The sequence below is a fragment of the Nostoc punctiforme PCC 73102 genome (assembly GCF_000020025.1).
Lineage (GTDB): Bacteria > Cyanobacteriota > Cyanobacteriia > Cyanobacteriales > Nostocaceae > Nostoc > Nostoc punctiforme.
Map to the genome: position 1 here is coordinate 6,781,679 of NC_010628.1, position 23,123 is coordinate 6,804,801.

The 23,123-nt window shown below is 38.8% G+C and carries 14 protein-coding genes; 8 read left to right on the forward strand and 6 right to left on the reverse strand.

What is annotated here, in order from left to right; genetic code table 11:
* Positions 1-90: 90 nt before the first annotated feature.
* The 4 genes from NPUN_RS27790 to mfd all read right to left on the reverse strand — a co-directional run bounded on the left by NPUN_RS27790 (position 91) and on the right by mfd (position 4,543).
* Positions 91-354, reverse strand: coding sequence for a hypothetical protein (locus tag NPUN_RS27790; protein ID WP_012411742.1), 264 nt, complete (start codon positions 352-354; stop codon positions 91-93).
* An 83-nt stretch (positions 355-437) separates the two neighbouring features.
* Positions 438-701 (reverse strand): type II toxin-antitoxin system RelE family toxin, encoded by a 264-nt coding sequence (locus NPUN_RS27795; RefSeq protein ID WP_012411743.1) that lies wholly within the window; start codon positions 699-701, stop codon positions 438-440.
* Entirely contained in the window at positions 698-910 is a 213-nt protein-coding gene (locus NPUN_RS27800) for a hypothetical protein (protein WP_012411744.1), read from the reverse strand. The genes NPUN_RS27795 and NPUN_RS27800 overlap by 4 nt, the downstream gene beginning before the upstream one ends.
* 120 nt (positions 911-1,030) lie before the next feature.
* On the reverse strand, positions 1,031-4,543 hold the full coding sequence (gene mfd / locus NPUN_RS27805) for a transcription-repair coupling factor (protein WP_012411745.1): 3,513 nt from the start codon (positions 4,541-4,543) through the stop codon (positions 1,031-1,033).
* 240 nt (positions 4,544-4,783) lie between these two features.
* Between mfd and NPUN_RS27810 the strand changes: the two genes are divergently transcribed.
* Positions 4,784-6,112: a hemolysin family protein gene (locus NPUN_RS27810; RefSeq protein ID WP_012411746.1), complete on the forward strand. Its 1,329-nt coding sequence runs from the start codon at positions 4,784-4,786 to the stop codon at positions 6,110-6,112.
* A gap of 54 nt (positions 6,113-6,166) precedes the next feature.
* Here the strand turns inward: NPUN_RS27810 and NPUN_RS27815 are convergent, their stop codons facing one another.
* Together NPUN_RS27815 and NPUN_RS27820 are read right to left on the reverse strand one after the other, a co-directional pair.
* A complete protein-coding gene (locus tag NPUN_RS27815; protein WP_012411747.1) occupies positions 6,167-7,348 on the reverse strand; it encodes an aldo/keto reductase in 1,182 nt (393 codons plus the stop codon).
* A gap of 611 nt (positions 7,349-7,959) precedes the next feature.
* The gene (locus tag NPUN_RS27820; RefSeq protein WP_012411748.1) at positions 7,960-10,578 is read right to left on the reverse strand and encodes a non-ribosomal peptide synthetase; all 2,619 of its coding nucleotides are present in this window, start codon (positions 10,576-10,578) and stop codon (positions 7,960-7,962) included.
* Positions 10,579-12,374: 1,796 nt separating this feature from the next.
* Here NPUN_RS27820 and NPUN_RS27825 point away from each other — a divergent pair.
* From NPUN_RS27825 to NPUN_RS27855, 7 genes are all read left to right on the forward strand, one after another.
* Positions 12,375-13,706 carry a sugar transferase gene (locus NPUN_RS27825; RefSeq protein ID WP_234710992.1) on the forward strand — a complete coding sequence of 444 codons (1,332 nt, stop codon included), beginning with the start codon at positions 12,375-12,377 and terminating at the stop codon, positions 13,704-13,706.
* Between the two features lie 395 nt (positions 13,707-14,101).
* Positions 14,102-15,529, forward strand: a complete 1,428-nt coding sequence (locus NPUN_RS27830; protein ID WP_012411750.1) for an oligosaccharide flippase family protein — start codon at positions 14,102-14,104, stop codon at positions 15,527-15,529.
* Positions 15,530-15,609: 80 nt separating this feature from the next.
* Entirely contained in the window at positions 15,610-16,710 is a 1,101-nt protein-coding gene (locus NPUN_RS27835) for a glycosyltransferase family 4 protein (protein WP_012411751.1), read from the forward strand.
* A gap of 153 nt (positions 16,711-16,863) precedes the next feature.
* Positions 16,864-18,084 carry an O-antigen ligase family protein gene (locus NPUN_RS27840; protein WP_012411752.1) on the forward strand — a complete coding sequence of 407 codons (1,221 nt, stop codon included), beginning with the start codon at positions 16,864-16,866 and terminating at the stop codon, positions 18,082-18,084.
* Between the two features lie 342 nt (positions 18,085-18,426).
* Positions 18,427-19,527: a glycosyltransferase family 4 protein gene (locus NPUN_RS27845; RefSeq protein ID WP_012411753.1), complete on the forward strand. Its 1,101-nt coding sequence runs from the start codon at positions 18,427-18,429 to the stop codon at positions 19,525-19,527.
* A gap of 39 nt (positions 19,528-19,566) precedes the next feature.
* Positions 19,567-20,868, forward strand: coding sequence for a nucleotide sugar dehydrogenase (locus tag NPUN_RS27850; protein WP_012411754.1), 1,302 nt, complete (start codon positions 19,567-19,569; stop codon positions 20,866-20,868).
* A gap of 422 nt (positions 20,869-21,290) precedes the next feature.
* Positions 21,291-22,478: a glycosyltransferase family 4 protein gene (locus NPUN_RS27855; RefSeq protein WP_012411755.1), complete on the forward strand. Its 1,188-nt coding sequence runs from the start codon at positions 21,291-21,293 to the stop codon at positions 22,476-22,478.
* Positions 22,479-23,123 lie beyond the last annotated feature (645 nt).

The window sequence follows — 23,123 nt, forward strand, 5'->3', positions numbered from 1 at the left end:
TTTCTCCAAGCTTTCTGCGATTTAGACAATTGAGTTCTTTGATCAGTATTCCCAAAATTCTCAAGCTATCTAAATTTAGGAAAAATAATCTCAACCTGAAATGCCATACTTTTGCTGCATTTCTTGGACGAAATTTTCAATGGGGCGAGTGTTACCAGCGTTGAGTTCCTCGAAACCTTGTCCAATCCCAGCAATTGTCTCTAACTGATCGATCGGTTGGCATAATTTCGTGGGGACAATTTTGCCAGGATCTAGAAAGGTGACGAGAACTTGGGAGCGATCGCTAATATCTTGCGGTAGCTGGGTAAGGTGAATTTGTCCATCCTGATAAATACCTTCGATAGTTTTTATCATGAGTTAAAGTTGGGTTGGTATTTTCTTTAATTCTACTAACTAGACTCAAAGGGCTGGGTATAAAATTCTTTCCTGCTCAAGCGTCAATCATCTTTATAAACTTCTCTACGATGCCCTACTCTGACAACGGTTACTACTAAGACATCATCGTAAATATGATACAAAATCCGATAATCGCCTACTCTGATGCGATAACGATTTTCACCATTTCTTAATTTGCCGACACCATCAGGGCGAGGCTCAAGAGCTAATTGTTGAATTTTGCTTTCTAATCTTTCCTGAATATCTACGGGTAACTTTTTGATTTGTTTAGATGCACTTTTGGAAATTTCTATTTGGTAGCTCATGCAGTTTTTTGCTGATGTTCTGACCAAGTTAAAGTGCCATTTTCTGCTATATCTTTTAATCCCTCTTCAAAGTCTCTTTCGTCGGACTCGTCTTCCTGTTTACGGATTTTCAACAGTGATAAAATCTCTTGCAATGTATCGTCATAAGCCAGTTCTATTTGTTCATTAATAGCCTTGATTAACGCTTGCCTTTTAGTTGTAGTTTCCATGTTTCCACTTTTTTCAACTGCTCGTCATTGTCTATGCTTTGAACACCTTATTTTACTCTAAACTACTTCTCAGTAAGTCTGAGATATGTTTTCACTTGATGACTAATCTTTTTCTACCGATCAAACAACAGCTGCCTCTGGAATCGCACCCTGCATTCTCCCAAAAGCATCAATCAAATTCTGCAATTGTTGATCTGCTTTAAAAACTCCTAACCCGCGCACTGTGACTTTACCTGGAGAATACACAAAGCGCGTCTTGAGATTGTCTGGTAAATTCGCCGCCAATAAATTCCAAGCGGGTTCCTCCATCGGCGTTTCTAAAACTACGTGCTGCTTTTGTTCTGGTTTAATCCGGCTAAATCCGAGTTTTTTCGCTAGCTGTTTGAGTTCCATAACTCGCAAAAGTTGATTTGCAGAGACTGGTAAAGTACCATAGCGATCGCTCCACTCGGCTGCAATCTGATTTAATTCTGATTTAGATTTAGCTGTTGCCACCGCCCGATAAGCACTCATCTTTTGATCCAAATCAGTAATATAATCTGCTGGGATAAACGCCGTGAGGTTAAGGTCAATCTGCGTATCTTCCACTTTCGGAATTTCTTGTCCTCGGATTTCCCGAATTGCTTCTTCCAGCATTTCCATGTATAAATCAAAGCCGATGGCATCCATTTGACCGGATTGTTCTGCACCTAGCAAGTTACCCACGCCTCTGATTTCCATATCGCGCATTGCTAGCTGATATCCAGAACCTAGCTGAGTAAATTCTTGAATTGCTCGTAATCGTTGCCGTGCCGCATCAGATAATTGCCGTTGCTTGGGATAAAATAACCAAGCATGAGCTTGTATCCCTGCACGTCCCACACGACCGCGTAATTGATACAGTTGTGCCAATCCAAAGCGGTGAGCATCTTCAATTAAAATGGTGTTGACTCGTGGAATATCTAAGCCAGATTCAATAATTGTCGTACAAACGAGGATGTCTGCGTCGCCATTACTGAAAGTGAGCATGGTTGATTCTAACTCGCTTTCATCCATTTGACCGTGAGCGATCGCAAATCTAGCTCCCGGTATCACTTCTCGTAAATTGGCTGTGGTTTCTTCAATCCCGTCCACTCGCGGAACTACATAAAAAACCTGTCCACCTCTATCTAATTCTTGACGAATTGCACTGCGGATACTTTCAGAATTTATCGGTGACAGATGGGTTTTAATCGCTCGTCTGGTTGGAGGTGGTGTAGTAATTAAACTCATTTCCCGAATTCCCGACAAGGACATATACAAAGTCCGGGGAATGGGAGTAGCGGAGAGTGTAAGCACGTCCACTTGAGTTTTTAGGCTTTTAATTTTTTCTTTCTGGTTTACCCCAAACCTCTGTTCTTCATCCACCACCAACAGTCCTAAATCCCGGAACATCACGCCTTTACCCAAAAGTTGCTGTGTACCAACAACTACATCTAGTTCACCCGTTGCCAATCGCTTTTGAATATCGCGGCGCTCTTCAGCCGAACGAAAACGGTTGAGCAAACCGACATTTACCGGGTAAGGTGCAAAACGTTCTTTGAGTGTATGGTAATGCTGCTGTGTTAAAATTGTCGTTGGCGCAAGGAGTGCCACTTGTTTCCCGGCGGTGACTGCTTTAAAAACAGCACGAATCGCCACTTCCGTCTTTCCAAAACCGACATCGCCACAAACTAAGCGATCCATTGGGCGATCGCTTTCCATGTCGCGTTTGACATCTTGTACAGCTTTGAGTTGATCCGTTGTGGGTTGGTAAGGGAAAGAATCCTCTAGTTCTTCCTGCCAAGGCATATCACTTGGAAAGCTAAAACCTTGTTGTTGCGATCGCGCTGCATACAGTTTCAACAAGTCCACCGCCAATTTTTTGATGGCTTTGCGAACTTTATTCTTGGTATTTTCCCAAGCTTTACCGGTCATCCTGTTGAGTTCCGGTGCTTTATCACCTCCGGCGCGGAACCGGGATAAAGCACCCACTTGATCGGCGGCAACTCTTAATAACCCATCGGCATACTGCACCACTAAATAATCACGGGTTTCGTCATTAATCGTCAAACTTTCCAGTTTGACAAATTTGCCAACACCATGATTTCTGTGAACTACATAATCACCTGGACGCAGCTTATTAGGATCAACTTGCTTGGAAGTAGCTTTGTGGCGCTTGCGGATATAGCCGGGAGTCGCCAAAGAATGCTGTCCAAAAAATTCCCGATCTGTAACGATTACTATTCGGTATGTCGGCAGAATAAAACCTTCGAGTTCCGCAAGACCAGAATATTTTAGGGCTATGGGAGTATGGTTAATTTGCAGCTTATCTATCGCTTGGTAGTCGCGGGGATTGGGGATAAACTGAGCCGGACAATCATGTTCTTGCAATAGCGAGACAGAACGCGAAGGTTGAGCAGAAAGTAGCCAGATCGAGAAATTGCGATCGCGTTCTTGACGGATAGTTTCAGCTAGTTTAGCAAACTGGTGTGGCGTAACTGGAAGCGATCGGCTAGCAAGATTGATCCCACTATTTTCCTCTGACAGTTCCGATAAATATAGTGTTTTAAATTTGGCAATGTCAGCCAGACAGTCATCAAATGACCGATGAATTTTCGGTACTTGGCTAGACTCTTCTGCAGCCCCCAGTCTCCATTGTTCCTCAGCATTTTCGACCCAGCGATTGCTATGAGCATGACACTGTTCTGGCTCATCAATAGCAATCAGAGTATTTTTTGATAGGTAATTTAGCAGAGATGCTGGTTGCTCAAAAGCCAACCCCAAAAAGCGACGACTACCCTCCAACAATGATGAGTTTTCAGTGCTGAGTTCTGAGTCAGGATTTAACTCAGGACTCAGCACTCGGAACTCAGCACTCTTGTTGAGTGCCGCCATGACGATGGGAGCAAAGCTAGTGGGGGTAAGAATTAACTGGTCAACTTTATCGAGTGCAGAACGTTGGGTTGCTGGGTCAAATTCCCGCATTTGCTCAATTTCATCGCCAAACCATTCCAACCTGACTGGAAACTCAGATGAAACTGGGAAAACATCAACAATATCACCCCTTCGGCTCCATTGTCCTTCCGTTTCCACCAGAGGTACTCGTTCATACCCCAGAATAGTTATTTTCTCACTGAAGGCATTTAGGTCTAATTCCATCCCCCGCTTCAGGGTAAGACAGAATTGCCCAAAAGCTTCTGGTGGAGGCAAATGTGGTTGCAACGCCCCTTGAGTAGCCACAATTGCCATCTTGGGTAATTGTGAATTGGATGGGATCTGGTTTTCTTCCCCATTCCCCATTACCAAATCTGCCAATACCTGCATTTGTCCCCAACTCATCTCAGTTTCCGGGTCAAAAGGTTCGTAGGGAGAAGCCTCGGAGGTGGGGTAAAAATGTACTGTTTGCCATCCCATTGCCTCCAGTTGTGCATAAACACGTCCAGCTTCTTCCAGAGTGGCGCAAACCACAAATAAATCCTTACCCTGAGCTTGCGCCAATGCCGAAGCGACCAAACCCTTGGGCAATCGAGAAATGCCATTTAACCGCAATTCTTGTTGTCGGTTTAGCTTAGAAATAAATTCAGTGGTGAGCGGCGATCGCGCTAAGGCACGCACAATAGAAGAAAATGACATAAGTACAACTAGCGGTGGGAGTCTTTGTGAGTCAGAAAATCTTGAGGCAGTTTATGTCAACTATTTTAAAAGTGTTGACAGCCTTCTTATTCTTTCGGTGGAAGAATAATGCACAGCAACTAATAGACTTAAGAACTATAACTATTACTTTGTGTACAGTAAAAGCATTTATAGAAGCACCTTTAATACTAGATACTAGGTATTGAGCTACATTCGCTCTGAGAAGCGGCAATTTTAAACATGTCCCCCATTACTTTTGAAATTTTAATCATTTTGGTGCTAATTATTGCCAATGGCGTGTTTTCTATGTCTGAGATGGCGATTGTCTCAGCCAGGAAAGTCAGGCTACAACAGCTTGCCAATCAAGGAGATGCCAAGGCAAGGGCAGCATTGAAACTCGCTGAGTCTCCAAATCATTTCCTGTCAACCGTTCAAGTAGGGATTTCCCTAATCGGTATCCTGACTGGTGCTTTTGGAGGAGCAACAATTGCCAACCGACTGGCAGTCTATGTAAAGCTTGTGCCTTTGTTAGCACCTTATAGCGAACCGATATCTTTTGGAATAGTGGTTTTGATCATTACCTACTTGTCACTGATTGTTGGCGAATTGGTACCAAAGCGTCTGGCATTAAATAATCCAGAAAGGATTGCATCGATTGTAGCTATTCCGATGCAAGCCTTGGCAGCGATCGCTTCTCCAGTAGTCTATCTCTTAAGCACTTCTACAGATTTAATTCTGAGAATGCTGGGAATAACAGCTTCTACCGAGCCGCAAGTCACCGAAGAAGAAATTAAAATCTTAATTGAGCAAGGCACCGAGGCCGGAACTTTTGAGGAAGCTGAACAGGATATGGTGGAGCGAGTTTTTCGTTTAGGCGATCGCCCCGTCAGCTACCTAATGACACCCCGTCCCGATATCGTCTGGTTAGATTTAGAAGACACTGCCGAAGAAAATCGCCAAAAAATGGTTGATAGTGCCTATTCTCGTTATCCAGTTTGTCAGGCGGGACTTGACAACGTGCTGGGTGTAATACCTGTCACCGACTTATTAGCCAGGAGTTTCCGAGGAGAACCGCTAGACTTAACAGTGGGATTGCGACAGCCCGTATTCGTGCCAGAAAGCACCCGTGGATTGAAAGTTTTGGAATTGTTCAAGCAAACCATTACTCACATGGCACTAGTAGTGGATGAATACGGCGTAATTCAGGGATTAGTTACTCTCAACGACATCATGAGCGAAATCGTAGGTGATGTTCCCTCAACAGATGGGCAGGATCAACCCCAAGCTGTGCAACGAGAAGATGGTTCCTGGCTTTTGGATGGGATGTTGCCTGTAGAAGAGTTTTTAGAACTTTTTGGTATGGAAGAGTGGGAATCCGAGGAACGCGGCAGTTATCAAACCTTGGGCGGTTTTGTGATCACCCATTTAGGTCGTATTCCTGCCGCAGCAGATCATTTTGAATGGCAAAGTATGCGAATTGAAGTGATGGATATGGATGGGAACCGCGTTGACAAAGTGCTAGTCGTACCGAAAGCAACTAAATCAGCAGATACGAAAAAATCTGACTAGCGATCGTTGAGGAGTTAGGAGTTATTTATTGCCCAATTCCCAATTCCCAATTCATTAAGTTTTAGATAGACGTTTGACCGCTTCACCTGCCAACATTTGATGCGCTTGCTCCAGAAATTGGGGGATTTTATCGGCATAGGGATTGCGGGCAAGACATTGCTGCAAGTTTAATTCGTCTAACCGATCGGCTTTATTACCAGGAAACCAGTGACCGCCATTACCAAGCAGGTTATAGCGCATTTTGGCATAATCTACCAAATGGTAGGCGATCGCTAAATTCCGCAGCCATAAAATCACCCGAATGTTGACCTCACCAGGGGTTTGGTCAAAGGTTGGTAGATTTGTTTCCCAGGATTTTACCCAATCTTCTCCCAAAGTAGCGATCGCTTCTTCTTCCAACCTTGCTAAAATTGGCGGCAAAATTTCTGATGCTCGATCTACTAATTCTAAAGTCTTCAGATGTTCGTCAAAATCTTGTGGTTTTGCTGCTCCCACACTCAGAGTATGCACCTCTTGATGACTCAAACAAAACAAATCATTAAACACCATTGGACTCAAAGGAGCGCAAAGATTCACTAATTTTTGCGGAGGTTCATACAACAAACCTCCTTTATTAGATGGACTAATGATAAACACCCCCATATCGTGGCGTTTAGCTGCTTCAATTGCCGCCCAATTCCATTGATTGATGTAGTACCAGTGCAGGTTCACGTAATCAAATAGATTGGTATTAATTGTCTGCACAATTGTATCTGTTGATCCGTGTGTGGAAAAGCCAATAAATCTAACTTTTCCTTCTGCTTGCAACTGCTGTGCTACTTCCAAACAACCACCGGGACGGATGCTATAGTCTAATGACTCAGCATGGTTAATACCGTGCAATCCCAGTAGATCGACATAATCTAGCTGGAGATTTTTCAATGATTGTTCAAATGTCTCGCGGAATTCTTTCGCATCTTCCTGCGGGCTGATTTTGGTCTGAACAATCAACTTTTCACGGGGAAACTGGGGTAGAACTCTTCCCAATTGCATTTCGGAAGTGCCATAACCACGAGCAGTTTCAATATGATTAATCCCAACCTCGACTGACCTTCTAATCGTCGCTTCCAGATTCGCCTGGCTATCAGCAGGAATCTCATTATTGGGGACATCCTGCCACTTAAACTGATATCTCATGCCACCGCAGGAAAACACTGGCATCTGTAATTCTGTGCGTCCAAATCGTCTATATAGCATCAGTAGATTGTGGATTGCTTACCAATATAATTGAAGGAGGCAGAAGGCAGAAGGAGCAATTCACTTATGGGATTCGACCCCGGATGAATTGAAGCCACTGAACTTTCGTACCCTGCGGGAAGCTGACGCAACAGTGTTCTTGTCTTAAACCCTTGCTCCTCCTGCCTTCCTCGATGAAAAACGACAGTCATTCAAGCCTACAGTGTCACAATAACTACCTCTGTTCAATCAGTGACACTAGCAAGATTCATCGCATATTAAATCGGTCAGGTCTTTTGGTTATTGGACTACGACCAGTATTCCCGTTCCACAGAATAATTATCTCATTCTAGTTACCACTAGCAAGCGATTTTTCTATTATTCTCCAAATTTGTGTTTAGACAAAGAAATGACAAAACTACCCAGCATTGATGAGTTGAGACTCTCACAATCTAGACATGTAAGGAAGTAAGTGGTGTGAGGGTGAGCGATCGCAACGGTGGAGTATTTTTGTACCTTATAAACGTGAAATCTGCTGTATAAGTCGAAGAGTTAAGCTGATTTTATAATGCTTTATTTTACGCCAATCCAAAATTACTTGACTTTTCCTGCAAAGGTAGCAGGTTGTCAAATTAATTCTTTGGAGACTGCGCTTGGATTAAGCAATTTCTCAATGTTTCGGCTAAAACCTGTACATGCGGTTCATTAAATAGGTTATGGTGAGCTCCAGAAATGTGATGGATATCTAATCCTCCAGCAACTAGGTCGCCCCAGCCGAATTGAGGATCGTATTGTGTGCCTATAGCTTCGTCCCGACTCTGATCGTCTGCTCGCAACAGAACAGCTCTACCAAGGTAAGGTAAAAAGATATATTCACTCATGGCTTGAGTATTAGCATCCATAATCTTTAAGTGTTTATCATTTACAGGTAAATCAATTACCCCTTTCAAGTAACGCTGATATCTATTTAGGATATGCTGCTTACGCCAACTAGTCCATTTCACAGTCCTTTGCCAAAGATATGCAGGCCCTTGTTGAACTATATTATTTAAATGCAAAAACACTCGCTTCAGAAATGGTGCCTGCCAACTATAACCTGGACGACAACTATCAAGCATAACTAGAATACCAACTTGTTGACCTTGTTCCTGGAGTTGCCGAGCCATCTCAAAAGCAACTACACCCCCAAAAGAATAGCCTCCCAGAAAATAAGGCCCATTGGGTTGAATGGTCTGGATTTCTTGAATGTAATGAGTTGCCATGTCTTCTACCCGCGTATACAAGGGCTGTTTTCCATCTAGTCCTTGTGGCTGTAGTCCATAGAATGGTTGGTCTAACCCCAAATGCAATGCTAATTCACGGAAACACAAGATTTCTCCACCGAGTCCGTGAATACAGAAAAAAGGTGGCTTGGAACCATTGGGTTGAATTTCTACGAGGGATGACCAGCTAGATTTTGATTTGTCTAAGATATTTACTGAAGCCAAGTTTCTTACTAAATCTTCTTCTTGAGAGATTATTTTAGCTAGAGCCTCTACAGTCCCTGACTGAAAGAGAATGGCAAGAGGAAGATTTTTACTAAAAATCTTCTCAATTTGCCAAAATAGTTTTACTGCCAAGATGGAGTTTCCTCCTATCTCAAAGAAGTTATCCTTTACGCCAATGGGTTGGACACCTAAAATCTGTTCCCAAATCTGTGTTATCTCGCGTTCCACTTCATTACGGGGAGCAACAAAAGTAACTTCCGATTCTCGCCTTGATAAATCGGGTGCAGGTAAAGCACGGCGGTCTATTTTACCATTAGGGTTTAATGGTAGAGTGTCTAAAAATACAAAGTAAGCAGGCACCATATATTCAGGTAGCTGACTTTGCAAAAAGCGGCGTAATTCAACTCGACTAGGAATTTGCTCTGCACTAGCAACAATATAAGCCACGAGTTGTTTGTCACCATTAACATCATCTCTAGCGATGACTAGAGTCTGTGTCAGTGCAGGATGTTGACCTAATATCGCTTCAATTTCTCCCAATTCAATTCGGAAGCCACGAATCTTTACTTGGTCGTCAATGCGACCAAGGAATTCGATATTCCCATCGCTTAAGTAACGTGCCAAGTCCCCAGTTTTGTAAAGACGTGCCCCAGGTTCAGAGCTAAAAGGGTTGAAAATAAACTTATCTATAGTCAATTCTGGACGGTTAAGATAGCCTCGTGCCAAACCAATACCACCAATGTGCAGTTCACCTGATTCACCAGCAGGCACAGGCTGCAAATTGTCATCAAGAATGTGAATCTCTGCATTGGTAATGGGACGACCAATGGGAGCAATGGTAGAATTAGTGCCGCGCTGACAAGTCCAGAAAGTGGTATCAATAGAGGCTTCTGTCGGGCCATAGCAATTATAGAGAACATTGTCCAAACCCAGTTTGGCAAAAAAGCGTTCTATGAGTTCGCCAGGTAAAGCTTCACCACCACAGGTAATATGCCTTAGAAATGGGCAATTCTCAATTCCCTTTTCTTCTAGTAAGATACGCAGTATAGAAGGTACTAAGGCCAAGACAGTGATTTGCTGCTCAGTAATGACCTTCACAAGGTATGCAGTGTCTTGATGTCCACCGGGGCGAGCCACGGTCAATTGCCCTCCGAAGCACAATGGCCAGAATATCTGCCACACTGAGGGATCGAAGCTAAAAGAAATAGTCAGTAAAACCTTATCTGCCTGAGTTAATCTAAAGGTTTTTTGCCGCCAGTACAGTTGGTTGCAAATTCCACGGTGAGGGATCATTACACCCTTGGGCTGTCCTGTAGAACCAGATGTGTAGATTACGTAGATGAGATTATCACCTGCCGTTTGATTGACAGGATTTTCTTGACTGTTTTGGATATTCCCTTGCCAATTTGAGTCAAGACAAACCACCTGTGCTTGATGCGGTGGTAAGTTATTGAGCAATTTTTCTTGTGTTAACAACACTGGTGTCTGGGTGTCTTCCAAGATGAAGGCTAAACGCTCTGAGGGATATGCCGGATCTAAAGGCACATAAGCACCTCCAGCTTTGAGAATTCCCAGTAATCCTACGATCATCTCCAAGGAGCGCTCTAGGCAAATGCCCACAAGTACTTCAGGACCAACGCCTAAAGCACGTAGGTGATGTGCTAGTTGATTAGCCTGCTGATTTAACTGCCAATAAGTAAGTTGTGTATTTTCAAATATTACAGCAATGGACTGAGGCGATCGCTCAACTTGCATCTCAAACATTTGGTGGATGCACAAATCTTGATAACGATCTATTTCAAAATAATTCCATTCCTGTATAACTTGAGTATCGACGATGTTAGTTAAGGTGTTTAAGGGAATATTTTGCTTACACTCTGAAATTTGCCTATTTATCTGCATTTTCTATGTACCAACTCCATAAGGAGATGCCATTGTTTTAATTTATTCTTTATTGTATATGCGTTTATATCAAATTTTATGCGAGGCTGTACATTAAGGATATCAGCATAAAAGCCCGAAATTGTAAAAACAAAACCTAGCTTTGCTTCAGGCGAGACTTTGGGCAAACAGTTTATAGGTTTTCGTACACAGGCAAATCATATATATTTTCAAAGATAATTTGTATTTCAAGCTCTGTAGCTAATCGATTTATATTTAACGTGTAAATCACCATTATTACCAAACGCTTTAATTTAAAATGAAAATTTTTAAATGACATTAAAATAAAAATATCATTATTGCATTGTTTAGGTACAGCAAAGGATAGATATTCTATTACAGTTTACTTTTAGTTAAAAAATTAAGCTTTTTTACTCTACATAAATAGATATACCAAATACAATACTGAAGAAACTCTATCTTTTTTTATGCGAATTTGTTAAGATAAAAAATAATTATTACCGAATCTTCATTGTGTTTCTTAATATGTAAAAATACTGTGAAGCCATAAGTATGATTTGTTTAAATAATTAAGTAGCAGTCATGAACTGTATATACTAAAAACATATGAGAAAGGGAGTGATGACTCAGGACTATAACAATCCGAATGGAAATGTGAGAACATACGGTGATTAAAAGTACATTTTTAATGGATCTCGGCGATTTATTTTATGCAAAGTCTTGTAGTATTTTTTGCTTGGGGTTCCGTATTTTCAAATCAGGTCTGCATAAAAACTTATCATCGGCATAAAGATACTGTAGAAAAAAGACTCATGAGATGAAAATATCTATAATGCAGAGATAACAAGGCTCACAGAGAGATTTTGTTCATTTATTAGAATTTATTTTCATTAATCTGTTACAAAATTTTCTAAAGATGGCCATGAGACTGACACAAGTTAAACCACGAGAACCGCTATGTAAATTTTTGTAACAATATTCAAATTTTTGATGCGTTTCGTTATATGTTATGTGTGTAAGTTTTGTTAATTAAGTAATTATGCGTAAAAAACAGAGAACTTCTAAGCAAAGCTAAGTTCATCTAGCTAGATATGCTACAGTAGTTCGCGAAGGAACATAATTGTCTCATAGAAGTAAAACTCTGCAATCGAACTGTAAAAACTCAGTTCAACTGTTACGCCTTTTTAAAAGCCTAATATCTTTACCTGAACTACTTGTATTATTAATCTCATGTCAGGAATTTTATTAAGGTATTAAGAAGTTAACTCACTAGAAAATCATTTTTTGCGTTCAAAACTCAAAATATCCAGACTAAACTGAATCATAACCTGCAACAAAAGCTAAATATCTGGGCAGTAAATTTCCTCAAGCCGATCCTAGAATATGCTTTTGATCGAAAAATTCAAGTTACTCCAAACAAAATATTTAATTAATAATATATTTAAACTACAAAGAATAAGCTTCTTTGAAATAAAAATGTGGGATGTCTCACTTGCCTGGCTATTAAGTTCCCATCAAATTTTACATATACCAAGTGTTACTAACTATGAGTAATCAAAGCATTACAACAAATAAATTCAGTGAAGTACCTTTGGATTTACGTGCATCTGGATTCTGTTAGGGTGCGCAAAGGTTCATGGTGGTTGAGACTAATAACATTGTTTTTAGTAGACTATATCCTTTTATCCTTAGCTTGGATTTTAGCTGGATACAAATCTTTTTATGGAAATTTTTCTTGGTATCTACCGAGTCATTACTTGCCGATTTTAATAACTATTGGTATTCAAATAGGCTCACTGGCTATAGAAGGTATTTATCGAGAAGGCCAAAAGCGCTATGACTATTTGAACATTATTAAATCGCTAACTTTTGCTCATGGTTTAATACTTTTTGCTTGTTTTTTATATCAACCAGTTGTTGATATTACACGCCCAAAATCAATATTATTATCTTGGCTTCTAAGTATATTATTTATTTGCACTGGTAGATACGCTGTAAATGTTACTCTTGAGTATCTACGTAAGCAGAAAAAAATAGTTCGTTCTTCTGTCTTCATTATTTGTGATCCTCAAGACCATGAGCAGATTGCTAGCTTTATTAAAAAAGAAAAGCACTATATTGTATCTGGAACTGCTCATGCTAATTCATTAGACAGATATCAGCGTCAAAAAACATTGAATCAACTTAATGAATTAGGTGTAACAGAGGTTTTTATATCTTGGGATGCTCTAAAAAATAGAATGTTTTTATGCTGGTTATTTCAAGCATCTGGTATTCAAGTACATATTTTACCGATGGAATTAAAACCAATTTATAAAAATGTAGAATTTAATAAAATAGGTGGAATGCCTTGTCTGAGCTTGGATTGTCCAATAATTACAGGTAAGGATTTTTGGATAAAACGTAGTTGTGATTTCTGTTTTGCGACTTTATTTGTAATGTTATCATTTCCGATTTATGTAGCTATAGCTATAGCTATAAAACTGGACTCTCCTGGCACAGTATTTTACAGGCAAACCCGTATAGGTCTACATGGTCAACAGTTCAAAGTATGGAAATTCAGAACTATGAGGTCGGATGCAGAAAAATTGCAGAAAGAATTAGAAGCTTTAAATGAAACAAAAGATGGAATTATCTTTAAAATTAAAGATGACCCTCGTATTACTCGTGTTGGAAAATTTCTTCGACGTTATAGCTTAGACGAATTACCTCAACTTTTTAACGTTATCTTTGGAGAAATGAGTATAGTAGGTCCTCGCCCATTACCTACTAGAGATGTAGATAAGTTTTCTGAACATCATTTTATTCGACATGAAGTCTTGCCTGGTATTACAGGTCTTTGGCAAGTCTCAGGTCGCTCAGACATTGTGGATTTTGAACAAGTGATAAATCTTGATCTTAACTACATTGAAAATTGGTCTCTTGGCTTAGATTTTGAAATTTTACTCAAAACAGTTATGGTGGTTTTGAAAAAAGAAGGTGCCTACTAACTCGACTTTATCCTTTTTCTTGAACCATCAATGTTGAAGGAAAAACCTTTTTGATGTTCATCGGTCAGAAGCAACATGAAAAAGAATTATTAAAAAACTAGGTTTTTTGCTAGATAAATAAAACCTAGTTGTTCATTTCTAATAATGTCAAACAGAAAAACAAAATTATAGTAGGCAGTTAAGAACTATAATGGTTACGTGTTGATATAAATATTGATTGCGAATTGAATTAATATTGTTCTGCTTTCCTAATTGATTGATTAACTGTTAATGATGCTCGCTAAGAGTCTGAAATGATATCTTTTTGTAACAAAAATTTATTTAAAAAGTAAATTTACGAAATAAATAGTCATTAGTGATTTAAAACGAATTAAGCTGAATTAATAATTTTAAGAATGGTAGAAAAATACAAATTTATAAGTAATTCCATCTCAATGATAGTCAATAGGCTAGCACAAAGCATTACGGCTTTTGTGTTAACCGCTGCTATTGCTCGGACTTTAGGAGCTGAGGCTTTAGGGCAGTATTTACTAGCCTATAGCTACTACTTTATATTTGTGGGCATTGCTTCACAGGGGCTAAAGACATTGTTTACCAGAGAACTAGCCCGTGAGCCACAAAATTCATCAGTTTATTTAATTAGTGGTACCTGGCTACAGTTAATATTTAGTTTGTTCAGTTATGGGGCATTAGTGATTGTAGTCTTTTTACTTCCCTATAGTTCCACAACCTCCACTCTTTGCTACATCATGGGTTTGACGATCATTCCCTTTGCACTTTCCAATATCACAGAGGCAATTTTTCAAGCTCAAGAAAAGATGCATCTTATTGCTATCTCCACAGTACCAGTGTATATCCTACGCCTAATAATAATGATTTGGGCGATGCAACTGAAATACGATATTGGATATTTGGGGGCGATACTATTCTCTTCAGAAACAGTAATTCTAATAGTTGAATGGATTTTTATTATACGATTAGTCAAAATTAAATGGCAAATTGATATAAATTTTGTACTTAAGACAATCAAAAGTGCACGCACATTTTTTGCTATTGAAGGAATAGCTGTAGTAACTGGTCGGATTCAAATTTTGATTCTTTCCTTGTTAGGAAATGAGTTCTTAGTGGGTCTTTTTGGTGGAATATCACAATTGCTACAACCCTTTTCAATTATTGCTAACAGCATAATTTTAGCAATGTTTCCCAGATTTTCAAAGGCAGTAGATCAAGGACGAGAAAAGCAGAGGCAAATAGCAGAAAATATTATTGAAATTCTCCTGATTATGGCGTTACCCTTATTTATTGGATTATTATTTTTTGGAAAAGATTTACTAACTTTTGTCTATGATTCTAGCTTTGCTCAAGCCAATTTAGCCCTTCGCTTAAGTGCTATATCACTGATTTTTGTGCCCTTTATCCGCTCACTTTCCTATCTACTTGTAGCCAATGGTTTTGAGATAGTTAACCTGCGTGAAGTGGTCATTACCACTATATTTGGAAGCTTGGGAGGTGTAGCATTAGTTTCTCGCTATCAGTTACTAGGTGCAGCTTTAATGGTATTATTAATGACTATTCTGGGCTTTAGCCAGTATACTTATTTCACCTATACTCGCCTATTCTCATTAAATTTATGGCGAATTATGCGCCGACCCTTACTAATAAGCTTTTTGTTGATACCTGTATTTATATTATTGCAAAAAATTAGCTTAGATTTCATATTCACTTTGCTTATTGCAACTTGTGTCTATAGTTTATTTGTGATTTATCTAGGTATTCGTGCGTTTGGCGGTTTTCGCTTTTTGTGGGTAAAACTTTTAGGATAACAGTAACTTTTCTGTATATCAGTACAAAATACTACTATTAAGTAATCCAAATTTGTTGAATAAGTAAATATAATTTTAATATGATTAAAGTTGCCCTATTACATTTTGGCTTTGAAGACTACACCATTGAATTAGCAAATAGTCTGAGTAAATATGTTGATTTAACGCTAATTAACCCGAAAAAGCTATCAGATGTATGCGGTGATGCTTTTGATCCCAGTATTCGTGTCGTTAGCTTTAAAAAACCACGGATTCGCGACCCGCGTAATCTGTTGTCTATGAACGCTATGATGCGTATTATCAAAGATATACAGCCAGATGTTTTACATGTGCAAGAAACTAACGATCCTTGGTATGATTGGACGTTGTTACTCAACAAGATGCCACCATTAGTAACAACTATCCATGATGTGTTCCGTCACCCAGGGGATAAGGTGGCTGTATTTGGTTCAGAGTATACTCGGCGTATCGCCTTCTACCGTTCCCAACAATTGATTGTCCATACTCATCAACTAAAAAAGATTCTAATTGAACAATTTAATTTACCTGAAGGGCGAGTCAATGTTATCCCACATGGAGAACTTGGTAGTTTGTATCAGCACCGGGGCGATCGCAGTAATCAGCCTCGCGATCCAAATACGTTGCTATTTTTTGGACGCATCTGGCCCTATAAAGGATTGAAATATTTGCTTGAGGCTATGCCCTTAATTGCTGAATGTGTACCTGAAGTTAAGCTGATTATTGCTGGAAGGGGAGAAAATATCAAGGAGTATTTCCCTAATGGTTATGATGAGAACCGCTACGAGATTATCAATAGACTAATCCCTCTTGAAGAAGTAAGTAATCTATTTCAACGCAGCACAGTAACAGTTCTGCCATATATCGAAGCGTCCCAAAGTGGTGTAGCAGCTTTATCTTATGGAATGGGGACGCTGGTTGTAGCTTCTGATGTAGGTGGATTGAGTGAGATAGTTCAGCATAAAAAGGATGGCTTATTAGTTCCACCCCGTGATGTTCGAGCTCTAGCTGATGCCATTATTTGTTTGTTAAGCGATCGCGACTTGCAACAAAAAATGCAAACTGCGGCACTAGCCCGTTGCCAGCAAGATTTAAATTGGTCAAATATTGCTGCTCAAACTGTGGAAGTTTATCAAAAAACTATGAAACCTATACATCAGTAAAAATATACTCGCTATACTGCCCTTTAACGAACATAATAATTACCCATTACTAAACAAAGTATTTGGCAAAATAAACTAAGACTACCAATCACCAATCTCTGAATTGCTTAATATATTGTTTATATGTATATACAATGATGTATTTTATAAAAAATGAGGAAATTTTTAATTTCTGCTGAACAAATACTTACATTTATTTGCTTGATGCTCTATTCAGGAACTCCGCTAGATGCTTTCCTGACTGATGGCTTTACTGTAAAAGAGAATGATAGAACTATATTTCGGTTACTTTTTACTCTTACCTATATAGTTAGCCTTTCCCTAATTTCTCTACGCTGGAAAAAAGCTGCTTATGCTTTTAGCAAAGATAAGTTTATTTGGATACTGATTGGAGTTTGTGCACTTTCTAGTTTTTGGTCTTTAGAGCCAGAAACTACTATACGTCGAGTTATTGCTTTGGCAGGAACAAGTATTTTTGGGCTTTATTTAGCCTCACGCTACACTTTAAAACAGCAGCTAAAGTTATGTGCTTATATGCTTGTCATCTCCATAATAATGTGTTTGTTGTTTGTTATATTTATACCACAATATGGGATAGATCCTGTATTTAATAGTTGGCGAGGAATATTTTCAACCAAGAATATTCTTGGCAAGAGATTTGTCCTTAGTGCAGCAGTATTTTTATTCCTTGCCATGACTAATAAAGAAAATCGCTGGTTTTTCTGGCTTGGCTATATTACTTCTGGATTACTTATATTATTATCCCAATCAGCAACATCCGCAGGAAATTTTATAATCATCACAGTAGCTTTTCTTGTATATTATCGAATTTTAAATTTAAAGTTTAAAATAATGATACCTGTTTTGACATTACTGTCAACAGTTGGCATAGCTTTTTATTACTGGTTTATCTTACAAGCTGATGCAATTTTGGGTTCAGTAGGTAAAGACACAACGCTAACTGGACGTTCAGAGTTATGGCCTGTTGTCTTGGAGATGATTGCGAAAAAACCTTGGCTAGGATATGGGTATGGAGCATTCTGGACAGCGAATAATAGTGAATCTTCTATTATTATACAAGCAGTACAATGGGATGCTCCTAATGCTCACAATGGCTTTCTAGATCTGTGGCTAGCGTTGGGTTTACTAGGATTCTTGGTCTTTACAATTGGGTTCGTTATTAATTTATTGAGAGCAATATATTTAACTAGATGGAATCAAACATCAGAAAGTATATGGCTTCTAGTTAATCTTACATTTATTATTCTTTCAAATCTAACTGAGACTACAATGCTAGAACAAAATAGTATTGAATGGATACTTTATGTATCAGCCATATTCTCAAGTCAACTTTCTAGACGCTCAAATATATAATCTGTCAGAACAGCATCAATAAACTTGCTGTACAGTATAGATAATATATATTTATGTACATTAATATAGGAATTTATTAATTATTAAAATTTAACGTAAACAAGCAAAAACGCCTCCCTATCAAATAAATAGCAATAATCTAATCATATTTTATTTACAAAGTTTTAGATTCAGACTCTCTACAATCGTCTGTACGAATAGGTCGAAGTAAGCAAAATATCAACACTAAGGAATGAAAAAGTTAGACATCAGTTTGACTATTGGAAAATCAAAAAATTAAGTTGTGATTCTTCCAGTGATATATTAATCAAAGATATACCAATTGCTTAAAAAGTACAGCTTATGTTTAGAACCAACCCTCTCAAGATTATCATGTTAGGCCCTAGTTTACTCCAGCAGGGTGGTATTTCTGGTTATGAGAAGCTTTTTTTAGAATATGCTCCTTCTGAAATTCATATATGTCATATTATCACTCATGAGGAAGGAACTATAGCGTTCAAAATAATGGTGTTTTTGAAAGCTATCTGGAAATTTATATGGATGTTAATCAGCGAAGAAATTGATATTGTTCAACTTGAAATATCCCAACGTGGCAGTGTTTTCCGACAATCAATTATGATACTTTTAGCTTGGGTATTTCATAAACCCATAATTTTACATGCTCATGGTAGTCAATTTCATATTTTCTATGCTGGACTTGCAAATTGGATACAGAAATTGTTAAGTTGGATATTTTGTAAGTGTCAACGCCTAATTGTATTATCCGAAAGTTGGAAAAGCTTCTATATAGATACTCTAGGTCTGAAATCAGAACAAGTTGTAGTTTTTTATAATCCAGTAAAAGTTCCTACTGAAGTTCCATCGCGTTCATTTTCTACAAAATTGAACTTACTTTTTTTAGGAAGAATTGGTCAACGGAAAGGAGCATTTGATTTGATAAAAGCTTTTTCTTCTTTGCCTACTGAATATCAAACCAGATCAATTATGGTTATGGCAGGAGATGGAGACATAGAAAAAGCACGCGATTTAGTTACGACTTTAAATCTACAAGATTATATACAGTTACCTGGATGGATAGGTTCAGATGAACGTGATATTCTTTTAAGTAAAGCAGATATTTTCGTGTTGCCCTCTTATAACGAAGGTCTTCCATTAGCAATGCTAGAAGCAATGGCTTGGGAGTTACCAGTCATAGTTACACCAGTAGGAGGCATCCCTGAAATAGTTACTCAATCTGAAAATGGATTAATTGTGAATCCAGGTAATGTTGAGCAATTATCAAATGCTATTAAGTCTTTGATTGAAAATGAGGCTTTAAGGCTTTCCCTTGGAGCAAAGGCAAGAACAAGTGTTTTTCCACTAGACATCAAAAAACATTGGGTTGATTTTATAGATTTATATAACTTAGTGTTAAATACTATGGAAGAGCATTCTAAAGGCTGATTTTTTTGTACTTTATGAAAAAATAACAACTGGATAGTTATGAAAATTAGCATTTTTGGTTTGGGATATGTCGGTGCTGTAACAGCAGCTTGCTTGGCACGAGATGGACACGAAGTAATTGGGGTAGATGTAAATCCTGAAAAAGTGGATTTGATTGCCAAAGGAGAGTCACCCATTGTAGAGCCTGGGCTAAGTCAGTTGCTGGTTGATGGAGTGGCAGCTAATTTAATTACAGCTACTACAGATACTGAAGCGGCAGTGCTAGCATCAGATGTTTCTCTAATTAGTGTTGGTACACCTCCAATAGAGAGAGGAGAACCGGATCTTACTTACGTTTGGAATGTGTGCAAGCAGATTGCGAAAGCCTCCATCCATAAGACTGAAAGCCATGTCGTTGTTTTGCGTAGCACTGTCCCCCCAGGAACATTAGAAAAATGTCAGAATCTTATAGATAGTATTACAGGTAATAACTCTATCCATTTAGCATTTAACCCAGAATTTTTACGCGAAGGTTCAGCTATCAAAGATTACGATCAACCACCTTACACCATTATTGGTACAGAATCTCCTGTGGCAGAAGCAGCAGTACGGCAAATGTATGCCACAGTAGATGCACCGTTCACCGTAGTCAAACCATCTGTGGCAGAAATGGTTAAATATGTGGCCAATTGCTGGCACGCTGCCAAGGTAGGCTTTGCTAATGAAATCGGACGAGTTGCAAAAGCTTTTGGCGTAGATGGGCGGGAAGTAATGAATATCATCGTCCAGGATACGAAGTTAAATATTTCCCCTGTTTATATGCGTCCTGGATTTGCCTACGGTGGTTCTTGCCTGCCCAAGGATTTGAGTGCTTTGCTTTACTATGCAAGGAATATGGATGTACCAGTACCCCTGCTAAACGCCCTACCAACTACTAACAGCCTTCAAGTTGATTTGGCTGCCCAACAAGTGTTACGCCTTGGGGCAAGGAAGATTGCAATTTTAGGATTGGCATTCAAGCCAGGTACAGATGACTTAAGAGAAAGTCCAGCAGTGCTGCTAGTTAAGCGGTTGATTGGGGAAGGCTGCCAGATAAAAATTTATGACCAGGCTGTTTATGAAGCTCGGTTAATGGGAACCAATCTGACCTATATCCAAAATAACCTCCCTCATTTTGAGGAGCTACTAGTTGCAGAAGCAGAACAAGCTCTGAAAGATGCAGAATTAGTAATAGTTACTCATGCTAATCCAGAGTTTCGCCAAATATTACAGGAAGCGCTCAAAGAAATACAAGTTTTGGATTTGGCAAGTGTATTTACTGAACCGATTGAAGAGTTAAATTATTGTGGTATTGCTTGGTAAGCAGAGGACTGACTATGAAGTAACTTAAGCGTTTTCTGGATATGTACCTACCCTTTATTTTGCTTAAATACTGGTACATCCAGAAAATTATCACTCTAAATTGATGTCTGGTACGTTCGATTTCTCGCTTTAGATAAGCAAAAAACCTTTCTTAATTTTTATTAGACGAATAAATATTCTAAGTGTGTTCAGAAGTTAATTATGAGTTTTAAAAACTATTTAATAAGTTTTTGCTTTTCACGATTTCGTATTCCTATTTTCTTTTATATCAAGCAGCTATATATAAAACATCAAGAGTCGTTTTTGATAGATGCTACTAAAGCAATATATAGCCATAAAAATAGAGGAAAAATTAATAATTTTATTTTAAATCTAGCAGAAATAACTGAAAAATTAAACGCTAATTGAAGGGGAAATGAGATATGTCTAATAAAGTACTAATAATTGTAGAAAACCTACCTGTTCCCTTTGATCGACGCGTATGGATGGAAGCCACTACCCTGATAAAAGCTGGGTATGAAGTTTCGGTGATTTGTCCCAAAGGTAAAGGGTTTGAAGAAGAATATGAAATAATCGATCAGGTTCACATTTATCGCCACCCAATGCCACCTGATATTAGTTCGGTCTCAGGTTATCTACGGGAGTATTGCACAGCCCTTTTTTGGGAGTTCCGCCTTGCCCATCGAGTGTGGCGAGAGCGAGGTTTTGATATAGTCCACATTTGTAATCCTCCAGATTTAATGTTTTTGGTGGCAGGATGGTTCAAGTTGCTCAAGGGTGTAAGAGTGATATTTGACCACCATGATATCAATCTGGAAATGTATGAAGCTAAGTATGGACGACGAGACATTTTCTATTATGGACTCTCGTTGGTTGAGCGATTGACCTTTGCTACAGCAGACGTAGTTATCTCAACTAATGAATCTTATTTGTCGGTAGCACTTACCCGTGGATGCAAAAATCCAGAGGATGTCTTCGTTGTTCGTAGCGGTCCTGACCTTTCCCGTTTTCAACCCGTATCGCCTAACCCAATCTACCGTAGAGGCCGGAAGTACTTGGTGGGATATGTTGGTGTCATGGGAGAACCAGAGGGAATTGATTACTTGCTGCAATCGGTGCGCTATATTGTTTATGAAAAAAAACGCCACGATATTCAGTTTATGCTCATCGGTAGTGGGCCCATGTTTGAGAAGCTTCAAGCACTATCTAAAGAATTAGAAGTTAATGAATTTGTGGAATTTACTGGGCGTATTCCTGATAATGAACTTTTGGAAAGACTTTCTAGCTGTGATGTATGTGCTAATCCCGATAAAAAAATGCCTTACAATGACCGTTCAACCATGAACAAGATCATGGAGTACATGGCCATGGGGAAACCTATTGTTCAGTTTGACCTTTTGGAAGGAAGGCGCTCGGCAGAAGGAGCATCTGTTTATGCCAAGGGTAATGATGTGGTGGATTTTGCTAATAACATTCTTGAACTTCTCGAGGATGTTGAACGGCGACAACAGATGGGAGAGCTAGGTAGAAAACGAATGGAAGAGAAACTAGAGTGGCGACATCAAGTATCTAAACTGTTAGAGGCTTATAAGAAAGCTTGGCAACGGTAGTAAAAACACGGTATATGAATATGTCGTCAAAATACATTGGCAACTCGATCATCCGAAAGAATATCGGAAAGTTTTAATATTCAAAAACCTCAATTCCACTAGATGGCAAGTTTTTTGCTGGGATTAGAAACTTTGGGTGATTATGGAGTTGCCGAAAATAGCTAGAGACATCTCTCTAATTCAAAAAATTCCAGTCCTTAATAACCTACCTAATATATAGCGTTTCCTAAATAGCTGAGGTACACCCCAATCCTTGTGAGCAACATTAATAGCTTTGAAAAAGTATCTCACTACTTCAGAAACCGCTATATAGCAACTTTAATACTGATGGTAAAAATTTTTAAAAGAACGGGCTGCTGCTAAAGGATTGATTTGTGGTGTGATAGTAGGTTATTGCCAATCTTACCTCAAATTTATAATCTACTAGCGTCTTCGTTCAACAGTAAAACATTCATAGTGTTTTCGTTTTGGGACTGAATGATGATTGTACCTAAATTTTAAAGTTACAAACCACTCTATAAGATATATTAATATGTTTATACTAAATGATGTTAGCTGCAAGCTTAAATCAGTATAGACCTTCATGGTATGTACTTCTAATAAGGCTTTGCAATACTCATAGGTATTTGCTTTTATATTGATCAA

Coding starts and splice junctions, on each gene's coding strand:
- NPUN_RS27855 (WP_012411755.1), top strand. CDS start 21,291: ATGTCTAATAAAGTACTAATAATTGTAGAAAACCTACCTGTTCCCTTT.
- NPUN_RS27795 (WP_012411743.1), bottom strand. CDS start 701: ATGAGCTACCAAATAGAAATTTCCAAAAGTGCATCTAAACAAATCAAA.
- NPUN_RS27790 (WP_012411742.1), bottom strand. CDS start 354: ATGATAAAAACTATCGAAGGTATTTATCAGGATGGACAAATTCACCTT.
- NPUN_RS27835 (WP_012411751.1), top strand. CDS start 15,610: ATGATTAAAGTTGCCCTATTACATTTTGGCTTTGAAGACTACACCATT.
- NPUN_RS27815 (WP_012411747.1), bottom strand. CDS start 7,348: ATGCTATATAGACGATTTGGACGCACAGAATTACAGATGCCAGTGTTT.
- mfd (WP_012411745.1), bottom strand. CDS start 4,543: ATGTCATTTTCTTCTATTGTGCGTGCCTTAGCGCGATCGCCGCTCACC.
- NPUN_RS27830 (WP_012411750.1), top strand. CDS start 14,102: ATGGTAGAAAAATACAAATTTATAAGTAATTCCATCTCAATGATAGTC.
- NPUN_RS27820 (WP_012411748.1), bottom strand. CDS start 10,578: ATGTTTGAGATGCAAGTTGAGCGATCGCCTCAGTCCATTGCTGTAATA.
- NPUN_RS27800 (WP_012411744.1), bottom strand. CDS start 910: ATGGAAACTACAACTAAAAGGCAAGCGTTAATCAAGGCTATTAATGAA.
- NPUN_RS27845 (WP_012411753.1), top strand. CDS start 18,427: ATGTTTAGAACCAACCCTCTCAAGATTATCATGTTAGGCCCTAGTTTA.
- NPUN_RS27840 (WP_012411752.1), top strand. CDS start 16,864: ATGAGGAAATTTTTAATTTCTGCTGAACAAATACTTACATTTATTTGC.
- NPUN_RS27810 (WP_012411746.1), top strand. CDS start 4,784: ATGTCCCCCATTACTTTTGAAATTTTAATCATTTTGGTGCTAATTATT.
- NPUN_RS27850 (WP_012411754.1), top strand. CDS start 19,567: ATGAAAATTAGCATTTTTGGTTTGGGATATGTCGGTGCTGTAACAGCA.